Consider the following 17,397-nt stretch of genomic DNA (forward strand, 5'->3'; position numbering starts at 1 on the left):
TCCACCCGGCCCCGATTTCATTTCCCGCTGCGCCCTGGGCGATCGCCGCCGCGCAAACGAAAAACCCCTCGCCGGCCGGGCCAGCGAGGGGTTGCACACTCACACAAGCGGCAAGCGGCCTTTACACCTTGGCGTGGGCCTCGATATAGCGGCGCACCTCGGCCGGGTCGCAGTCCATGACGGCCACGCGCTGCGGCAGCGATTCCAGGTCGGCCAGATTGCCCGGCGGCGTGGCCGGGCGGCCCAGCGCCGCTTCGATGGTTTCCGAGAACTTCGCCGGCAGCGCGGTTTCCAGCACCAGCATGGGCACGCCCGGCTCGACGAAGTCGCGCGCGACCTTGACGCCGTCGGCCGTGTGCGGATCGACCAGCACGCCGGTGGCGTCGTAGACCGAGCGGATCGTGGCCAGCCGGTCCTCGTGGGTGCTGGCGCCCGACACGAAGCCGTAGCGCGATTCGAACTGCGGCAGCAGGTCGGAGAGGTCGAACGAGCCGTCGCGCGCCAGCGCCTGCCACAAGGCCTGGACGCGGCCGGCGTCGCGGCCGACCAGGTCGAACACGAAGCGCTCGAAATTCGAGGCGCGCGAGATGTCCATCGAGGGGCTGGACGTGGCGTAGGTCTGTTCCGCGGGCCGCGGGCGGTACACGCCGGTGCGGAAGAACTCCTCCAGCACGTTGTTCTCGTTGGTGGCCAGCACCAGGCGGCGGATCGGCAGGCCCATGCCGCGCGCGATGTGGCCCGACAGGATGTTGCCGAAGTTGCCCGAGGGCACGGCGAACGAGACCTGCTGGCCGGGCTTATCAGAAGCGCGCAGCCAGCCGTGGAAGTAGTACACCACCTGGGCCGCGATGCGCGCCCAGTTGATGGAATTGACCGCGCCGAGGCGGTACTTGGTCTTGAACGCCAGGTCGCCGGCCAGCGACTTGACGATGTCCTGGGCCTCGTCGAACACGCCGCGCACCGCGATGTTGTGGATGTTCTCGTCCTGCAGCGAATACATCTGCGCGCGCTGGAAGGCGCTCATACGGCCGTGCGGCGACAGCATGAACACCGCCACGCCGCGCTTGCCGCGCAGCGCGTACTCGGCCGCCGAGCCGGTGTCGCCCGAGGTGGCGCCCACGATGTTCAGCGTGGTGCCGCGCTTGTCCAGCACGTATTCGAACACCTGGCCCAGGAACTGCATGGCCATGTCCTTGAAGGCCAGCGTCGGCCCTTCGGACAGGCCCAGCAGCGACAGGCCGCCGTCGAGCGGGCGCAGCGGGACGATGTCTTCGCTGTTGAAGATCTCCTGCGTGTACGCGGCGCGGGTCAGGCGGCGCAGATCGTCGGCGGGAATGTCGGTGGCGAAGCGCGACAGCACTTCATACGCCAGGTCCGCGTACGACAGGCCGCGCCAGGATTCCAGCGTCTCGGCCGAAACCTGGGGCAGCTGCTCGGGCACCGCCAGGCCGCCGTCGGGCGCCAGACCTTCGAGCAGGATGTCGGAGAATTCCAGCGGCTTCATGCCGCCGCGGGTGGAGATGTATTTCATACGAGGTGTTCCACGCGCAGGCGCGTAACTTTGGAGCGCACGAACGGCAGCGCCTCGATGCGTTCGATCGCCTGGTTGACATTGCCTTCGACCGCTTCGTGCGTCAGGAAAATGATATCCGCGCCGCCGATGTGCGAGGGCTGCTGGATCATCGACCCGATCGAAATGGAGCGGTCGGCCAGGATGCGCGCGATGTCGGCCAGCACGCCGGGCTGGTCGTCCACGCGCAGGCGCAGGTAGTACGAAGTGCTGACCTGCTCGATGGGCAGGATCGGCGTGTCCGACATGGCGTCCGGCTGGAACGCCAGGTGCGGCACGCGGTTGCCGGGGTCGGCGGTGTGCAGGCGGGTCACGTCGACCAGGTCGGCCACGACCGCCGAGGCGGTGGGCTCTTCGCCCGCGCCCTGGCCGTAGTACAGCGTGGGGCCGACGGCGTCGCCCTTGACCAGCACGGCGTTCATGGCGCCCTCGACGTTGGCCAGCAGGCGCTCGGACGGCACCAGCGCCGGATGCACGCGCAGCTCGATGCCGTCGGGGCGGCGCTTGGTCACGCCCAGCAGCTTGATGCGGTAGCCCAGGCGCTCGGCATGCTCGATGTCCTCGGCGGCCAGCTGCGAGATGCCTTCGATGTAGGCGCGGTCGAACTGCACCGGCACGCCGAAGGCCAGCGAGGCCAGCAGCGTCAGCTTGTGCGCGGCGTCCACGCCTTCCACGTCGAAAGTGGGATCGGCCTCGGCGTAGCCCAGGCGCTGCGCCTCGGCCAGCACGTCGGCGAACGGCAGGCCGCGCGAGCGCATTTCCGACAGGATGAAATTGGTGGTGCCGTTGATGATGCCGGCCACCCACTGGATGCGGTTGGCGGTCAGGCCCTCGCGGATCGCCTTGATGATGGGAATGCCGCCGGCCACGGCGGCTTCGAACGTCACCATCACGCCGCGCTCGTGCGCCGCGGCGAAGATCTCGTTGCCATGCTTGGCCAGCAGCGCCTTGTTGGCCGTCACCACGTGCTTGCCGTTGGCAATGGCTTCGAGCACCAGCTCGCGCGCCAGCGTGTCGCCGCCGATGAGTTCGACCACGATGTCGATTTCCGGATCGCGCACCAGCGCGTGCACGTCGGCATCGACCTGCAGCGCGTCGCCCACGCGCGTGCGCGCCTTGGCCACGTCGCGCACGGCGGCGCGCGTCACTTCGATCCGCCGGCCCGCGCGGCGCGCGATTTCTTCAGCGTTGCGCGACAGCACGGACCACGTGCCGCCGCCCACCACGCCCAGGCCCAGCAGGCCGACTTTCATCGGATTCATCGCCGCTCCCTCAGCAGGCGGACGTTGAGGGGAATTCATCTTCAGTTCTCCATAATGCGGAACGGGTGCCCCCCCGAAATCGGGATGCCGCGGATCCGGCTCCGCCGGTCCGCAGGCATGCCCCCTAGAGGGGGAAGCGCCGCAGGCGCTTCGGGGGTGGGCCTACAGCCCTCCGTCCTTGCGGAACATATCCTTGATGCCGCGCACCGCCTGGCGGGTGCGCTGCTCGTTTTCGATCAGGGCGAAGCGCACGTATTCGTCGCCGTACTCGCCGAAGCCGATCCCGGGGGACACGGCCACTTTCGCGTCCGACAGGACGCGCTTGGCGAATTCCAAAGAGCCCATCGCCCTGTAGGGTTCGGGGATTTGCGCCCAGATGTACATGGACGCCTTCGGAATCTCCACATTCCAACCTGCTTCATGCAGGCCGCGCGCGAGCACGTCGCGGCGGCTCTGGTACTGCGCCACGATCTCGTTCACGCAATCCTGCGGACCGTCCAGCGCGGCGATGGAAGCCACCTGGATCGGCGTGAACGTACCGTAGTCGTGATAACTCTTGATGCGCGCCAGCGCATTGACCAGCTCGCGGTTGCCGACCATGTAGCCGATGCGCCAGCCGGCCATGTTGTAGCTCTTGCTCATCGTGAAGAACTCGACGGCGACGTCGCGCGCGCCGGGCACTTGCATGATGGACGGCGCCACGTAGCCGTCGAAGGTGATGTCGGCGTAGGCCAGGTCGTGCACGACCAGGATGTCGTGCTCCTTGGCCAGCGCGACCACGCGTTCGAAGAACGACAGGTCCACGCATTGCGCGGTCGGGTTGCTGGGAAAGCCCAGCACCATCATCTTGGGCTTCGGGATCGATTCGCGCACGGCGCGTTCCAGTTCCTCGAAGAAGTCCACGCCCGGCGTCATGCGCACGGAACGGATGTTGGCGCCGGCGATGACCGCGCCGTAGATGTGGATCGGGTAGCTGGGATTGGGCACCAGCACGGTGTCGCCGCGGTCCAGCGTGGCCAGCATCAGGTGGGCCAGGCCTTCCTTGGAGCCGATGGTGACGATGGCCTCGGAATCCGGATCGAACTCGACCGCGTAGCGGCGCTGGTACCAGTCACAGATGGCCTTGCGCAGGCGCGGGATGCCCTTGGACACCGAATAGCCGTGCGTGGTCGGGCGCGTGGTGGCCTCGACCATCTTGTCGACGATGTGCTTGGGGGTCGCGCCGTCCGGGTTGCCCATCGACATGTCGATGATGTCTTCGCCGCGCCTACGCGCCGCCATCTTGAGCTCGCCGGTAATGTTGAAAACGTACGGGGGCAGACGCTCGATGCGGGAGAACTTCCTCATGATGGGAATCCTTAGGGGCGGAAAAAGGGCAAAAAAACCAGGGCGCGGTCGCGCGTGGGGGAAAAGGGCCAGAATGCCGCGCCGCCCATGGAATTTGCAGCGCAGCAAAACCCTGTAATCTAGCGCAAGGAAGCGTAGGCGGCAAATTGGAAAAAAACGGGGCCGGCCCGAGGCGAAACCCTTGCCGGCGGAAGGCGCGCAAGCGCGGCGGGGGCCGTGCGCTTTCTACAACATGGTTGAATGCGCATGCGCTATTATCAGGCACATAAAGCTGGAGTTTTTATTGAAGCTGCATACCGATCCTGCGACGGCCGCTCTGAACACCGTCACCGCCTACGGTGATGGCTATATCGAGGTCAACCAGGTACGTTTTTCCTCGTCGGTCGCGTTCGGCCCCGAGGGCGAAGTGTCCCAATGGCCCGTCGAGTCCCCGGCCGACATCACCTCCACCCTCTTGTTCCAGGCGGCTGGCCTGTCCCAGCCCGTGCGCGACCCCATGGCGTTCCTGGACGAGCCCGAAGCCCAGTCCGCGCCCGGACGCCCCGCCAACGCGCCCGAAGTGCTGCTGGTGGGCACCGGCGCCCGGCAGCAGTTCCTGCGCCCCGACGTGCTGCGCCCGCTGCTGGCGATGGGCATCGGGGTCGAGACCATGGACACCCACGCCGCCTCGCGCACCTACAACATCCTGATGGCGGAGGGCCGGCGCGTCGTCGTGGCCCTCATCCCTCCCAACGGAGAATCCCAATAATGACGCCGACCATAGGCAAGCCCGCCCCGCTGTTCACCGCTGAAAGCACCATCGGTCCCATCAGCCTCGAACAATGCCAGGGCCGCGCCGTGATCCTGTATTTCTATCCCAAGGACAATACGCCCGGCTGCACCACCGAAAGCCAGGACTTCCGCGACCTGCACGCCGAGTTCCTGTCGGCCAGCGCCGTGGTCATCGGCATCTCGCGCGATTCGCTGAAGTCGCACGAGAACTTCAAGAACAAATACGAACTTCCTTTCCCGCTCATCTCCGACGCCGACGAAACCGTCTGCAACCTGTACGGCGTCATCAAGCAGAAGAACATGTATGGCAAGCAGGTGCGCGGCATCGAGCGCAGCACCTTCTTGATCGATGCCTATGGCGTGCTGGTGCAGGAGTGGCGCGGGGTGAAGGTCCCGGGCCACGCCAAGGAAGTCCTGCAGGCCGCCAAGAGCATCGGCTAGCCGCAAGCACAGATAGATCCGTCAGGCGCTATTGCCGGCCCACACAGGAGAGTGACACATATGCCGCTTCCGAAGTTGCCCACCCGCCCCGCAGCCATCCTGACCTTCCCCTCGGGCGAGCCCGCCCGGGCGCAGGCCCGCAGCACCAAGACCGCCGCTGCGCGGTCCAACGCCCAGCCAGCCCTCGACGAAACCGACGACGAGGCCCTGGCCGTCCAACCGCAACTCGAAGGCATGGCTGCCCCCGCCCGCAAGGCGCAGGCTCCCGCGCCCGCTCGCCAGACGCCTCCTCCGGCGGCGCCTGCCGTGCGCGCGCAGCGCCAGGCCAAGCCCGCGGCCACGCCCGCCAAGCGCGCCAAGCCGCGCGCCCAGAACGAGCCGCGCAAGCTGTTCGTGCTGGACACTAACGTGCTGCTGCACGATCCCAGCTCGCTGTTCCGCTTCGAAGAGCACGACATCTTCCTGCCGATGATGACGCTCGAAGAGCTGGACCACCAGAAGAAAGGCATGTCGGAAGTGGCGCGCAACGCGCGCCAGGTCAGCCGTTCGCTGGACGCGCTGGTGCAGGACGCCACCCAGCTCGACGAGGGCCTGGAGCTGGCCAAGCTGGGCAACAAGGACGCCACCGGGCGCCTGATGTTCCAGACCACCGCGATCCACAGCACCCTGCCCTCGGACCTGCCCATGGGCAAGGCCGACAACCAGATCCTGGGCGTGGTCCGCGCGCTGCAGGAAAAGTACCCGCAGCGCGAAGTCGTGCTGGTGTCCAAGGACATCAACATGCGCCTGAAGGCGCGCGCGCTGGGCATGGACGCCGAGGACTACTTCAACGACCACGTCCTGGAAGACTCGGACCTGATGTATTCGGGCGTCATGCAGCTGCCCGAGGACTTCTGGAACAAGCACGGCAAGGACGTGGAATCGTGGCAGCAGGGCGGCACCACCTTCTACCGCATCCACGGGCCGCTGTGTTCGCAGTTCGTGGTCAACCAGTTCGTCTACTTCGAAGGCCAGATGCCGCTGTACGCGCAGGTGCGCGAGGTCAGCGGCAAGATGGCGGTGCTGGCCACGCTGCGCGACTACACCCACGGCAAGAACAACGTCTGGGGCATTACCGCGCGCAACCGCGAACAGAACTTCGCCATGAACCTGCTGATGAATCCCGAATGCGACTTCGTGTCGCTGCTGGGCCAGGCGGGCACCGGCAAGACCCTGCTTGCGCTGGCGGCCGGCATCACGCAGGTGCTGGAGACCAAGCGCTACACCGAAATCATCATGACCCGCGTCACGGTGCCGGTCGGTGAAGACATCGGTTTCCTGCCCGGCACCGAGGAAGAAAAGATGCTGCCCTGGATGGGCGCGCTGGAAGACAACCTCGACGTGCTCAACATGGGCGACGGCGAAGGCAACGGCGACTGGGGCCGCGCGGCCACCATGGACCTGATCCGCTCGCGCATCAAGGTCAAGTCGCTGAACTTCATGCGCGGGCGCACCTTCCTGAACAAGTACCTCATCATCGACGAGGCGCAGAACCTCACGCCCAAGCAGATGAAGACGCTGGTCACGCGCGCAGGTCCGGGCACCAAGGTGATCTGCCTGGGCAACATCGCCCAGATCGACACGCCCTACCTGACCGAGGGCAGCTCGGGCCTGACCTTCGTGGTCGACCGCTTCAAGGGCTGGCCCCACTCCGGCCACGTCACCCTGCAACGCGGCGAGCGTTCGCGCCTGGCCGATTATGCGGGGGATGTGCTGTAGAACGGCGCAATCCCTCTCCCGCCGACAAAAAAAGCGCCTGGCTTGCGATAAGCCAGGCGCTTTTTTCCTGCTTCCGCCGATTACTTGTCGGCGGCGTTGGTGATGGCGTTGCCGGCCCTGGACATGTCCTTGCCCATGCCCGCGACGGTGTTGCAACCGGCGAGGACAAAGCCGAACACGACAAAGGCAGTCAGCACGATCTTGCTGCGCATGCTGGCGCTCCTATGGTGGTGAAACGGTTTCGGACCGTAATTTAGACGATTTCGACGCGCAGTTCGCCCAGGCCTTCGACGCCGCCGGTGATGACGTCGCCTTGCAGCACGGCGCCCACGCCCTCGGGCGTGCCGGTGAAGATCAGGTCGCCGGGCTGCAGTTCGAACAGGCCGGACAGGTACGAGATGCTTTCAGGGATGTTCCACAGCATCTGCGAGATGTCGCTGGACTGCTTGCGCTGGCCGTTGACGTCCAGCCAGATGGCGCCCTTGTCCAGGGTGCCCACGACGCTGCGCGGATGGATGGGGCCCAGCGGCGCGGACAGGTCGAACGCCTTGCCCACTTCCCAGGGACGCCCCTGCTTCTTCATTTCGCCTTGCAGGTCGCGGCGGGTCATGTCCAGGCCCAGCGCGTAGCCCCACACGCATTCGTTGGCCTGCTCGACCGGAATGTCGCGCCCGCCCTTGCCCAGCACCACGACGAGTTCCATCTCGTAGTGCAGGTTGGAGGTCTTGGGCGGGTACGGCATCTTGGCGGTTTCGCCGTCGGCCACGCTCAGCACCGCGTCGGCGGGCTTGCAGAAGAAGAACGGATCTTCACGGCCGGTGAAGCCCATTTCCTTGGCGTGTTCGGCGTAGTTGCGGCCGACGCAATAGACGCGGCGCACCGGAAACAACGCGGCGCTGCCGGCAACGGGAACCGCGACAGGCGGCTGGGGGGGCAATACGTAGTCCATGTCCAATCAACCTATGATGAATACGTGGCCGGAAACCGGCGCAGGCGCGGGCCGCCGCGGCGGCGGCCCGGAAACCGGTCAGCCCTTGGCGTAGCGCTCGGCGCTGCGGACGATTTCCTCGTGCGCGGCGTCCAGGCCCTTCCAGCCCTTGACCTTGACCCACTTGCCCTTCTCCAGGTCTTTGTAGTGCTCGAAGAAGTGCTGGATGCGGGCGATGTCCTCGGCCGGCAGGTCTTCGTAGGTCTTGATGTTGCGGTACGGGGGGTACAGCTTTTCGATCGGCACGGCCAGCAGCTTGGCGTCGCCGCCCGACTCGTCGTCCATTTCCAGCACGCCGATGGCGCGGCAGCGCACGACGGCGCCGATCTGGATCGGGAACGGCGTCAGCACCAGCACGTCGGCGGGGTCGCCGTCTTCGGACAGGGTCTGCGGGATGTAGCCATAGTTGCACGGGTAGTGCATGGCGGTCAGCATGAAGCGGTCAACGAAAATCGCGCCCGAGTCCTTGTCGACCTCGTACTTGACCGGGTCGGCGTTCATGGGGATTTCGATGATGACGTTGAAGTCTTCCGGCAGCTTCTTGCCGGGGGAGACGCGATCGAGGCTCATGGTTCAACCTTGTTGTGTGTCTGAAGGAATATTCAAACCGAGCCGTCGTCCTTGAACGGCGGCTTGGTCGCCGGCACGCCGGCGGGGGCCGGCGCGGGCTTGGGTTTGGACGCGGCGGGCGTGGCCGGCGCGTAGGTGGGCACGGGCTCGTCGAAAGCGGCCGCCGGGATCGGGGCGCTGTCGAAGTACTCGTCGATGTCGGAGGTGTTGCCGCCTGCCAGCGGCGCATCTTCCGGCGCGAGCGCGCGCTCGCGCTGTTCCTTGTTGACGCGGGCGTCGGGGTCCAGCACGTAGTCGGAGGCGGAGGCCGCCACCGCCGGCGGCAGCGCGGGATAGTCGCCGCCGACGTCGGCGTCGCCGTCGGCATCGGACAGGCCCACCGCATAGCCGCCTTCGGCGTCCACGCGGTACGGGTCCGAGCCGGTGTCCGCAGCCGGCAGCGCGGCGTCCGAGGCCAGCACCGGCAGCGCCATGCTGGCGGCGGTCGCCAGGCGCCAGTGGCGCACGGCGTCAGCGGGACGGTCGAGGCGGTCGTACAGGCTGCCCAGCAGCGCGTGGGTCTGCGCGTCGCTGCGGCGGCTGATGGCGCGCAGCAGATAGCGCTCGGCCTGGCCCCACAGCTGGCCGTTCAGACACAGCATGCCCAGCGCCGTGAGCAGGTCGGGATCGGTGGGACGCTGCTGCAGCCAGGTTTCGGCGCGCGCCAGGCGGCGCGAGACCTGTTCGGCCTCGCAGCGGGCGTAGGCCGCCACCAGGGCGGGATTGAACTTCACGGCGATGGCGGCTTCGAGCACGCGGGCCGCCTCGTTGGCCTCGCCGGCGGCCTCGAAGCCCGCCGCGCCGGCCAGCGCGATTTCGGGCAGCAGGCGCTCTTCGGCCTTCAGGTCCTTCCAGATGGCGCGCCAGCTCTCGGTGCCCGCGGCGGCGCGCAGGCGCGCCGAGCCGGAGGCGTCGATCAGGTGGTCGGCCTCGGGGCGGGCCATGGCGTTGCGGCGCACCAGGCCGCGGGCCAGCGAGAAGACCTCTTCGTCGTGATGCAGCGCGGCGTGGGCGCGCAGCAGCAGGCGCATCGTGTGCAGGTGGCGCGCGCCGCCGTCGGCCAGCGGTTCGAGCACGGCCAGCGCGCGCTCGGCGCGGCCCTGGTCGAGCAGCATGTCGGCCGAGACCGTGGCGGTGGCCTCGATCAGGCCCGGCTCGGCGCCGGCCTGTTCCTGCGCGGTCGCCAGCAGGCGGTCGCGGCGGTCGAACTCGCCCAGGCCATGCGCGGCGCGGGCGGCCGACAGGGCGGCGAGCACGCGGCGGGTGCGGACCTTGGTCTGGTCCAGCAGCTTGGTGAGGTCTTTTTCGGCGGTGGTGTAGCGGCCTTCGAGCAGGCCGATCCAGCCGCGCTCCAGCAATTCGTGGTCGCGCGCCTGCGCGCGCTTGCCGCGCCAGGCCCGCACGCGGTCGGGGATGGCCAGCAGCCAGGCCAGCAGGCGCAGGCCCACGTACAGCACGATGAAGGCCGCCACGATCAGCAGCACGGCCAGCGTCAGCGACATCTCGATGCGCCACGGCCAGATCAGCAACAGCACGTTGCCGGAATGCGAGCGCAGCACCACCGCCAGGGCGACGGCGACTACGGCCAGCAGCAGGGTCCAGAACCAGGTACGCATAGGCCGCCTCAGTCCTGCTCGCCGGTCTTGAAGCCGGCCGCGCGCAGCGCGGCCACGGCGGCCTGGCTGTCGGCCACGTCGGGCAGGCGCACGGCGATGTCGGTCTGGGCCAGTTCGCGGGCCAGCGCCTGGGCGGCGACGGTGTCGGGCGAACGGGAGTCGAAGTACTTGGCCAGCGTGGTGCCGACGTTGTCGAGTTCGCTCTTCCAGACCGAGGGCTGGCGCATCAGCATGGCGAGCTGGGCGGTCAGCAGGCGCTGGCGCAGCGAGCCGCGTACGAGGTCGGCCTGTTCGGGCGACAGCAGCAGGGCCGCGGGCTCGTCGACGCGCTGGATCGTGATCAGGCCGCCGAGTTCATGCGCCAGCGCGGAACCGGCGCGGCCGGGCCAGGAGGCCATCTCGGCGCGCCAGCGCTGCCACCAGGGCGCGTCGGCCGGCAGGCCGGCCTGCGGGTCTACCGAGGGCGCCGCCACGGCCGGGCGGGCCTCGCCGGCGGGCGCGACGCCCGGCGCGGCGGCGTCGGGCACCAGCAGCGGCGCCTTGCCGATCAGCGCCACCAGGCGCTCGATGCGGGCCGACTGGGCGGGAATATCCACGGTGGACACGGCGCGCAGCCGGTCCAGGTCGCCGTTGATGGATTGCTGCAGCGTGGAGAAGCGCGGACGGTCGGCGCGCGCCAGGCGCGACTGCGCGGTCTCGAGCGCGACGATGGCGTTGGAGACGTTGCCGGCCAGGCGCAGCTGCTGGTTGGCGATGGTCAGCAGGCGCTCGATGTCGTTGGCCAGCAGTTCGTCGCTGGCGCTGTCGTTGAAGTTCTGCCAGGCCAGCTGAAGCGCGTTGTACTGGCTTTGCGTTTCGCGCACGGTGGCTTCGAGCTCGGCCACGCGGCCGGCCTGGGCCTGCGCCAGGGCCAGGGCCTCGCGGGTGTCCTTGCGGGCCTGGGCCGCGTCGGCGGCCAGGGTGTCGAGCCGCGATGCGACCTCGCGCCCGGCGGAGACGAACTGCGTGCGCTGCTTCCACAGGGCATAGCCCAGGCCGGCAGCCAGCAGGATGACGATGACCAGGGCAGTGACCAGGGAGCCACTGCCGCGTTTGGCCGGACGGGCCTTGACGGGATCGGCCGGGGCCGATGCGGGCGCGCTTGCGCCCGGGGCGGCCGTCGGAACGACCGGATCGGTAGCGGGAGTCTTGTCTGTCATGACGCGATTGTATTCGGTGTCGGTCCGAAGCAACGAATCAAGCAGCAACAAAGGCCTGGAATATCGACTCGTCGTTGGGCAAGCAGATTTTTACCATTGACCGGTCCGCGGCGTCTTGCGCGGCCGGCGGCACGCGCCGCGCCAGCGAGGGATGCGTCAGCACGAAACCGCAACGCGCCCACCAGGGCGCCAGGCCGGCCTCGTCCAGGCGCGCGCGCACCGCGTCGGCGCCCTCCCCGCTGGTGATCAGCCAGGTGGCCCGCAGGCCCTCCGCAGCCCATTGCCGCAGCTGGGAGAGCCGATCGGCGTCCCAGCGGGCCGGGCGGCGCAGGTAGGCCGCAAAGCGCGTCACGGCCGCGCCGTGCGCCTGCAGCCTGTCGGCCAGCCAGTCCCTGCCCTGCGTGCCACGCACGAGCAGCACGCGCCGAGGCAGCGCGGGCAGCCCCTGCAGGACTTCCCAGAGGGCCTCGGAATCATGGCTGGGCGCGTTTCCGGATGGATGCAAAACTGTTGTATTCGCGCCAAAAGCGGGCGATTCGCGCAGCGCCCGGGCGCTGGCCGGACCGACCGTGGCGGCGATCACGCCGGCCGGCCAGGCCGACGCGCCGTCGGCTTCGAACCACTGCTCCAGGTACAGCCGGGCGGCGTTGCCGCTGACGAACACGACCATGTCGTAGTCCGACGGGCGCGGCAGCGCGCCGGGCTCGGCCGGCAGCGCCTCGATTTCCAGCGCGGGCAGGATGCAGGGCGTCCAGCCCGCGGCGCGCAGGCGCTCGGCGAGCGCCTCGTTGCGGCCCGCGGGCCGCGTCAGCACGGCGATGCGCGGGGCGCTCGTCATGGCCATCAGTCCGGCCGGGCGTCGTCTTGCAGCAGTTCGCGCAGAATGTCCTGCGCGCCCGCGTCGAGCAATTCCTGCGCCGCCGCCTCGCCGATGGACTGCGCATCGGCCAGCGGGCCGCTGCGCACGGCGCGGACCATGCGCGTGCCGTCGGGCGAGGCCACCAGCGCGCGCAGCGACAGGGTGCCCGCCTCGATCTCGGCGTAGGCCGCCAGCGGCACCTGACAGGAGCCGCCCAGCTTGCGCGACACGGCGCGCTCGGCCACCACGCAGGCGGTGGTGTCGGCGCTGGCCAGCGGCGCCAGCCAGGCGCGCATGTCGTCGCGGTCGTCGCGGATTTCGATGCCCAGCGCGCCCTGCCCGGCCGCCGGCAGGCTGTCGGCCGGTTCGAGCAGGCCGCGGATGCGCGAGGCCAGGCCCAGGCGCTCCAGCCCGGCGGCGGCCAGCACGATGGCGTCGTACTCGCCGCGGTCGAGCTTGCCCAGGCGCGTGTCGAGGTTGCCGCGCAGCGGCTTGACCGTCAGCGCCGGATGGCGCGCGCGGATCTGCGATTCGCGCCGCAGGCTGGAGGTGCCCACCACCGCGCCCGCCGGCAGGTCGGCCAGCGAGGCGTAGCGGTTGGAGACGAAGGCGTCGCGCGGATCGGCGCGATCGAGGACGGCGCAGAGCTCGAACGGGGCCTGCAGATCCACCGGCACGTCCTTCAGGGAGTGGACGGCGAGATCGGCGCGCCCGTCGAGCAGCGCGTTTTCGAGCTCCTTGACGAACAGACCCTTGCCGCCCACCTTGGACAGGGTGCGGTCGAGGATCTGGTCGCCTCGGGTCGTCAGGGTGAGAAGTTCAACCGCGCACGCCGGGTACAGCGTGCGCAGCCGGTCGCGCACATGCTCGGCCTGCCACAGGGCAAGCCGGCTGGCGCGGGTCGCGATGACCAGGCGTTGCGGTAGAGACACGAGGCGTCATCAAACGAAGTTGGAGACGACGACCGTCGCAATGACACCGAGTATGGCCAGCACGAACAGGCCTTGAAGCAGGCTCAGGCCCGATTCGGATTGCTGGGGATCGGTGGATCTACGCAGACTCATGTGCTGATTCCTTGGAGGCGTTTTTGCGGCTTGCCAGCCACCGTCCAATGACAACAACGAGCAAGGCGCCAATGATTTCTGCGCCGATTTTAACCGCAGCGGGCTGAACGCCGAATTGACGCTCGACAACAACGTCGGTGACCAGCATGCCGCCCGCGATCCAGCCCAGCAGCGCGGCGCCGAAGGTGACGACCAGCGGATAGCGGTCGATCAGCTTGAGCACCAGGGTGCTGCCCCAGATGATGATGGGCACGCTGACGATCAGGCCGAAGGCGACCAGGCCGATCTGGTGGTCGGCGTGGGCGTTCTGGGCCGCGCCGGCGATGGCGATCACGTTGTCCAGGCTCATCACGAAGTCAGCGATGATGATGGTCTTGATGGCGGCGGCGATGGAGGTGCCGCCCTTCACGTTGCCGTGCGCGTCCTCTTCGGGGATCAGGAGCTTGATGCCGATCCACAGCAGCAGGATGCCGCCGACGACCTTCAGGAACGGAATCGACAGGAGCGTCAGGGCAAAGGCGATCAGCACAACGCGCAACAGGATGGCGCCGGCGGTGCCCCACAGAATGCCTTGCATGCGCTGCTTGGGCGCGAGGTTGCGGCAGGCAAGCGCGATCACGACCGCATTGTCGCCGCCGAGCAGGATATCGATGAGGATGATCTGGAATACCGCTGCCCAACTCAGCGTCTGGAAAAACTCAAGCACTATGAACCCCCGGAGAGCATTATGAAAAGAATGGCCGGTCCCGAGCCGGCCAGCCCGCCGCGCCAGGCGCGGCGGGGTTATTCAGTACAACAAACTATTATAATTCAGCTTTCAGTCAGCTTTCTGGCGCATCAGCAAAACTTTGCCGATCGCCAATACCAGCAGCGCGCCCAGCGCGCCGGTCATCAGCGCGAAGTTGTGCTGCGTCATGCCCAGCGCCGCGTCGATGCGCGCCACCGGTTCCTGCAGCGCCGGGTCGCCCACCAGCAGTTCGCCGGCGATGAAGCCCAACAGCGCCGCGCCCACCCAGACGATAACCGGGAAGCGCTCGATGACCTTGAGCAGCAGCGTGCTGCCGAAAATGACCAGCGGAATACTAATGGCCAGGCCCACGACCAGCAAGGTCGTATCGCCCATCGCGGCAGCGGCCACGGCCACCACGTTGTCCAGGCTCATGACCAGGTCGGCGATCATGATGGTGCGGATGGCGGTCAGCAGATTGCCGTGATTCTTGCCCGCGCCGTCTTCCTCGCCTTCCGGCAGCAGCAGCGTGACGCCGATATAGACCAGGAGCAGCGCGCCGATGAGCTTGAGCCAGGGCAGCAGCAGCAGCTTGGCCGCGACCAGCGTCAGCACGATACGCATGATGATCGCAGCGGCCGAGCCGATCACGATCGCTTTCTTTTGTTGGGTCGGCGGTAGCGAGCGCGCCGCCAGCGCAATGACCACGGCGTTGTCGCCGGATAGCAGTATGTTGACCCAAATGATCTGGAGCAATGCGATCCAGAATGCCGCTGAACTGAGTTCCATGCCTCTCTTTCCTAGGTGTGATCCCCCTAGGACGAACCAAATGAATGGGTGAATTTAAAGTTGAAACGTACTGACCGCCTGGTTGCGAGCTCGACGGCATTCTTGCTTGGTACGCGCTGGATTTTCTTTCATTATAGTTTCGTTCAGCTTTCCGTATGGTTGCCCGGCCGTGACGTGGACACGGGATTTCCCTAAGGCCACGAAAAAAAAGCGCCCCGAGGGGCGCTTTTTTGTGCGTGGCCGAAAGGCTTACAGCACCGACTTGAGCAGCTTGCCCATTTCGGAGGGGTTGCGCGTGGTGCGGATGCCGCAAGCTTCCATGACTTCCAGCTTGGCGTCGGCGGTGTCGGCGCCGCCGGAGATCAGCGCGCCGGCGTGGCCCATGCGCTTTCCGGGAGGGGCGGTGACGCCGGCGATGAAGCCGACCACCGGCTTCTTCATGTTGTCCTTGGCCCACTGCGCGGCGTTGACTTCGTCCGGACCGCCGATTTCGCCGATCATGATGACGGCGTCGGTGTCGGGATCGTCATTGAACATCTTCAGCACGTCGACGTGCTTCAGGCCGTTGATCGGGTCGCCGCCGATGCCGACGGCGCTGGATTGACCCAGGCCCAGCTCGGTGACTTGCGCCACGGCTTCGTACGTCAGGGTGCCCGAGCGGCTGACGATGCCGATGCGGCCCTTGCGGTGGATGTGGCCCGGCATGATGCCGATCTTGATTTCGTCGGGGGTGATCAGGCCGGGGCAGTTCGGGCCCAGCAACAGGGTCTTGCTGCCCTTGGCCTTCATGCGGTTCTTGACGTCCAGCATGTCGCGGACGGGAATGCCTTCGGTGATGCAGATGACCAGGTCCAGCTCGGCTTCGACGGCTTCCCAGATGGCCGCGGCGGCGCCAGCCGGCGGCACGTAGATGACGGAGACGGTCGCGCCGGTGTCAGCCTTGGCTTCCTTGACCGAAGCGAAGATGGGCACGCCTTCGAAGTCCTCGCCGGCCTTCTTGGGGTTCACGCCGGCCACGAAGGCGGCTTTGCCGTTGGCGTACTCACGGCACATGCGGGTGTGGAACTGGCCCGTCTTGCCCGTGATGCCCTGGGTGATGACCTTGGTGTCCTTGTTGATCAGAATCGACATTTGTGAATCCTTGGATTTTCTTTGTACCGCCGGGCCGCCCCAAGGTGCAGGACGCCCCCTTGGGGGGCAGCAAGCCGAAGGGCGCGGCGTGGGGGCATATTTACTTGACGGCGGCTACGACGCGGGTGGCGGCTTCAGCCATCGTGTCGGCGCTGATGATCGGCAGACCGGAGTCGGCCAGCATCTTCTTGCCGAGTTCTTCGTTGGTTCCCTTCATGCGGACGACCAGCGGAACGTTCAGGTTGACAGCCTTACATGCGGCGATCACGCCTTCGGCGATGACGTCGCAGCGCATGATGCCGCCGAAGATGTTGACCAGGATGGCCTTCACGCCCTTGTTCTTGAGCATGATCTTGAAGGCTTCGGTGACCTTTTCGGCGGTGGCGCCGCCGCCCACGTCCAGGAAGTTGGCCGGCTCGCCGCCGAACAGCTTGATGGTGTCCATGGTGGCCATGGCCAGGCCGGCGCCGTTGACCAGGCAGCCGATGTTGCCGTCGAGCTGGATGTAGGCCAGGTCGAACTTGCTGGCTTCGATTTCAGCGGGATCTTCTTCGTCCAGGTCGCGGTAGGCGACGATTTCCGGGTGGCGGAACAGGGCGTTGGAATCGAAGTTGAACTTGGCGTCCAGGGCGATGATGTTGCCCTTGCTGTCGCGGTTCAGGGGGTTGATCTCGACCAGCGAGGCGTCGGTGTCCATGTAGCACTGGTACAGCTTCTGGAACACGTCCACGGCCTGGGCGGTGGAGTCGGCGGGCAGGCCGATCGCGTTGGCGATCTTGGTGGCCTGTTCGGCCGAGAGGCCGGTCAGCGGATCGATGTATTCGGTGATGATCTTCTCGGGGGTGGAGTGGGCCACTTCCTCGATGTCCATGCCGCCTTCGCTGGAGGCGATGAAGGCGACCTTCTGGGTGGCGCGGTCGGTGACCAGCGACACGTAGTATTCCTTCTGGATGTCCGCGCCTTCTTCGATGTACAGGCGGCGGACCTTCTGGCCTTCCGGACCGGTCTGGTGCGTGACCAGCTGCATGCCCAGGATTTCGGAGGCCAGCTTGCGCACGTCCTCGATCGAGCGGGCCAGCTTCACGCCGCCGCCCTTGCCGCGGCCGCCCGCGTGAATTTGCGCCTTGACGACCCACACCGGTCCACCCAGCTTTTCAGCGGCAGCCACGGCCTCGTCGACGGAAAGAGCGGGGATCCCGCGCGGCACCGGGACGCCAAATTGCTTCAGCAGTTCCTTGCCTTGATACTCGTGGATTTTCATGTGTT

At 67.2% G+C, this 17,397-nt stretch carries 18 protein-coding genes; 3 read left to right on the forward strand and 15 right to left on the reverse strand.

The window, feature by feature from the left end; all coding sequences use genetic code 11:
- Positions 1-121: 121 nt before the first annotated feature.
- The 3 genes from thrC to alaC form a co-directional block, all read right to left on the reverse strand.
- Positions 122-1,531 (reverse strand): threonine synthase, encoded by a 1,410-nt coding sequence (gene thrC / locus AC1M14_RS18730; RefSeq protein ID WP_102774739.1) that lies wholly within the window; start codon positions 1,529-1,531, stop codon positions 122-124.
- Complete coding sequence (locus tag AC1M14_RS18735; protein ID WP_479730241.1) at positions 1,528-2,832, reverse strand: homoserine dehydrogenase; 1,305 nt, start codon at positions 2,830-2,832, stop codon at positions 1,528-1,530. The genes thrC and AC1M14_RS18735 overlap by 4 nt, the downstream gene beginning before the upstream one ends.
- Positions 2,833-2,994: 162 nt before the next feature.
- Positions 2,995-4,179, reverse strand: a complete 1,185-nt coding sequence (gene alaC, locus AC1M14_RS18740) for an alanine transaminase (RefSeq protein WP_102774946.1) — start codon at positions 4,177-4,179, stop codon at positions 2,995-2,997.
- Positions 4,180-4,462: 283 nt separating this feature from the next.
- Here alaC and AC1M14_RS18745 point away from each other — a divergent pair, with 283 nt between their 5' ends.
- From AC1M14_RS18745 to AC1M14_RS18755, 3 genes are read left to right on the forward strand one after another with little or no spacing between them, the layout of a single operon-like run.
- Complete coding sequence (locus tag AC1M14_RS18745) at positions 4,463-4,927, forward strand: Mth938-like domain-containing protein (protein WP_102774741.1); 465 nt, start codon at positions 4,463-4,465, stop codon at positions 4,925-4,927.
- A complete protein-coding gene (locus AC1M14_RS18750; RefSeq protein ID WP_102774742.1) occupies positions 4,927-5,391 on the forward strand; it encodes a peroxiredoxin in 465 nt (154 codons plus the stop codon). Before AC1M14_RS18745 ends, AC1M14_RS18750 begins: the two co-directional genes overlap by 1 nt.
- A gap of 60 nt (positions 5,392-5,451) precedes the next feature.
- Positions 5,452-7,149, forward strand: a complete 1,698-nt coding sequence (locus AC1M14_RS18755; RefSeq protein ID WP_209166784.1) for a PhoH family protein — start codon at positions 5,452-5,454, stop codon at positions 7,147-7,149.
- Positions 7,150-7,229: 80 nt separating this feature from the next.
- Here the strand turns inward: AC1M14_RS18755 and AC1M14_RS18760 are convergent, their stop codons facing one another.
- The 12 genes from AC1M14_RS18760 to sucC all read right to left on the reverse strand — a co-directional run bounded on the left by AC1M14_RS18760 (position 7,230) and on the right by sucC (position 17,392).
- On the reverse strand, positions 7,230-7,361 hold the full coding sequence (locus tag AC1M14_RS18760; RefSeq protein WP_006388428.1) for an entericidin A/B family lipoprotein: 132 nt from the start codon (positions 7,359-7,361) through the stop codon (positions 7,230-7,232).
- 41 nt (positions 7,362-7,402) lie between these two features.
- Positions 7,403-8,098, reverse strand: a complete 696-nt coding sequence (locus tag AC1M14_RS18765) for a fumarylacetoacetate hydrolase family protein (protein ID WP_102774744.1) — start codon at positions 8,096-8,098, stop codon at positions 7,403-7,405.
- 78 nt (positions 8,099-8,176) lie between these two features.
- Complete coding sequence (gene ppa, locus AC1M14_RS18770; RefSeq protein ID WP_102774745.1) at positions 8,177-8,707, reverse strand: inorganic diphosphatase; 531 nt, start codon at positions 8,705-8,707, stop codon at positions 8,177-8,179.
- A 32-nt stretch (positions 8,708-8,739) separates the two neighbouring features.
- On the reverse strand, positions 8,740-10,362 hold the full coding sequence (locus AC1M14_RS18775) for a heme biosynthesis HemY N-terminal domain-containing protein (RefSeq protein WP_479730242.1): 1,623 nt from the start codon (positions 10,360-10,362) through the stop codon (positions 8,740-8,742).
- 8 nt (positions 10,363-10,370) lie between these two features.
- Entirely contained in the window at positions 10,371-11,561 is a 1,191-nt protein-coding gene (locus AC1M14_RS18780) for a uroporphyrinogen-III C-methyltransferase (RefSeq protein WP_102774947.1), read from the reverse strand.
- Between the two features lie 37 nt (positions 11,562-11,598).
- Entirely contained in the window at positions 11,599-12,399 is an 801-nt protein-coding gene (locus tag AC1M14_RS18785; RefSeq protein ID WP_479730243.1) for a uroporphyrinogen-III synthase, read from the reverse strand.
- Positions 12,400-12,404: 5 nt separating this feature from the next.
- Positions 12,405-13,352: a hydroxymethylbilane synthase gene (hemC, locus tag AC1M14_RS18790; RefSeq protein ID WP_479730244.1), complete on the reverse strand. Its 948-nt coding sequence runs from the start codon at positions 13,350-13,352 to the stop codon at positions 12,405-12,407.
- 9 nt (positions 13,353-13,361) lie between these two features.
- Entirely contained in the window at positions 13,362-13,484 is a 123-nt protein-coding gene (locus tag AC1M14_RS18795) for a hypothetical protein (protein WP_258231509.1), read from the reverse strand.
- The gene (locus AC1M14_RS18800) at positions 13,471-14,190 is read right to left on the reverse strand and encodes a TerC family protein (protein WP_102774748.1); all 720 of its coding nucleotides are present in this window, start codon (positions 14,188-14,190) and stop codon (positions 13,471-13,473) included. The genes AC1M14_RS18795 and AC1M14_RS18800 overlap by 14 nt, the downstream gene beginning before the upstream one ends.
- Positions 14,191-14,301: 111 nt before the next feature.
- Positions 14,302-15,000, reverse strand: coding sequence for a TerC family protein (locus tag AC1M14_RS18805; protein ID WP_102774749.1), 699 nt, complete (start codon positions 14,998-15,000; stop codon positions 14,302-14,304).
- 249 nt (positions 15,001-15,249) lie between these two features.
- The gene (gene sucD / locus AC1M14_RS18810; RefSeq protein WP_111827023.1) at positions 15,250-16,131 is read right to left on the reverse strand and encodes a succinate--CoA ligase subunit alpha; all 882 of its coding nucleotides are present in this window, start codon (positions 16,129-16,131) and stop codon (positions 15,250-15,252) included.
- Positions 16,132-16,231: 100 nt separating this feature from the next.
- A complete protein-coding gene (sucC, locus tag AC1M14_RS18815) occupies positions 16,232-17,392 on the reverse strand; it encodes an ADP-forming succinate--CoA ligase subunit beta (protein WP_102774751.1) in 1,161 nt (386 codons plus the stop codon).
- Positions 17,393-17,397: the final 5 nt, after the last annotated feature.

Source organism: Achromobacter sp. SX5, from assembly GCF_056711425.1.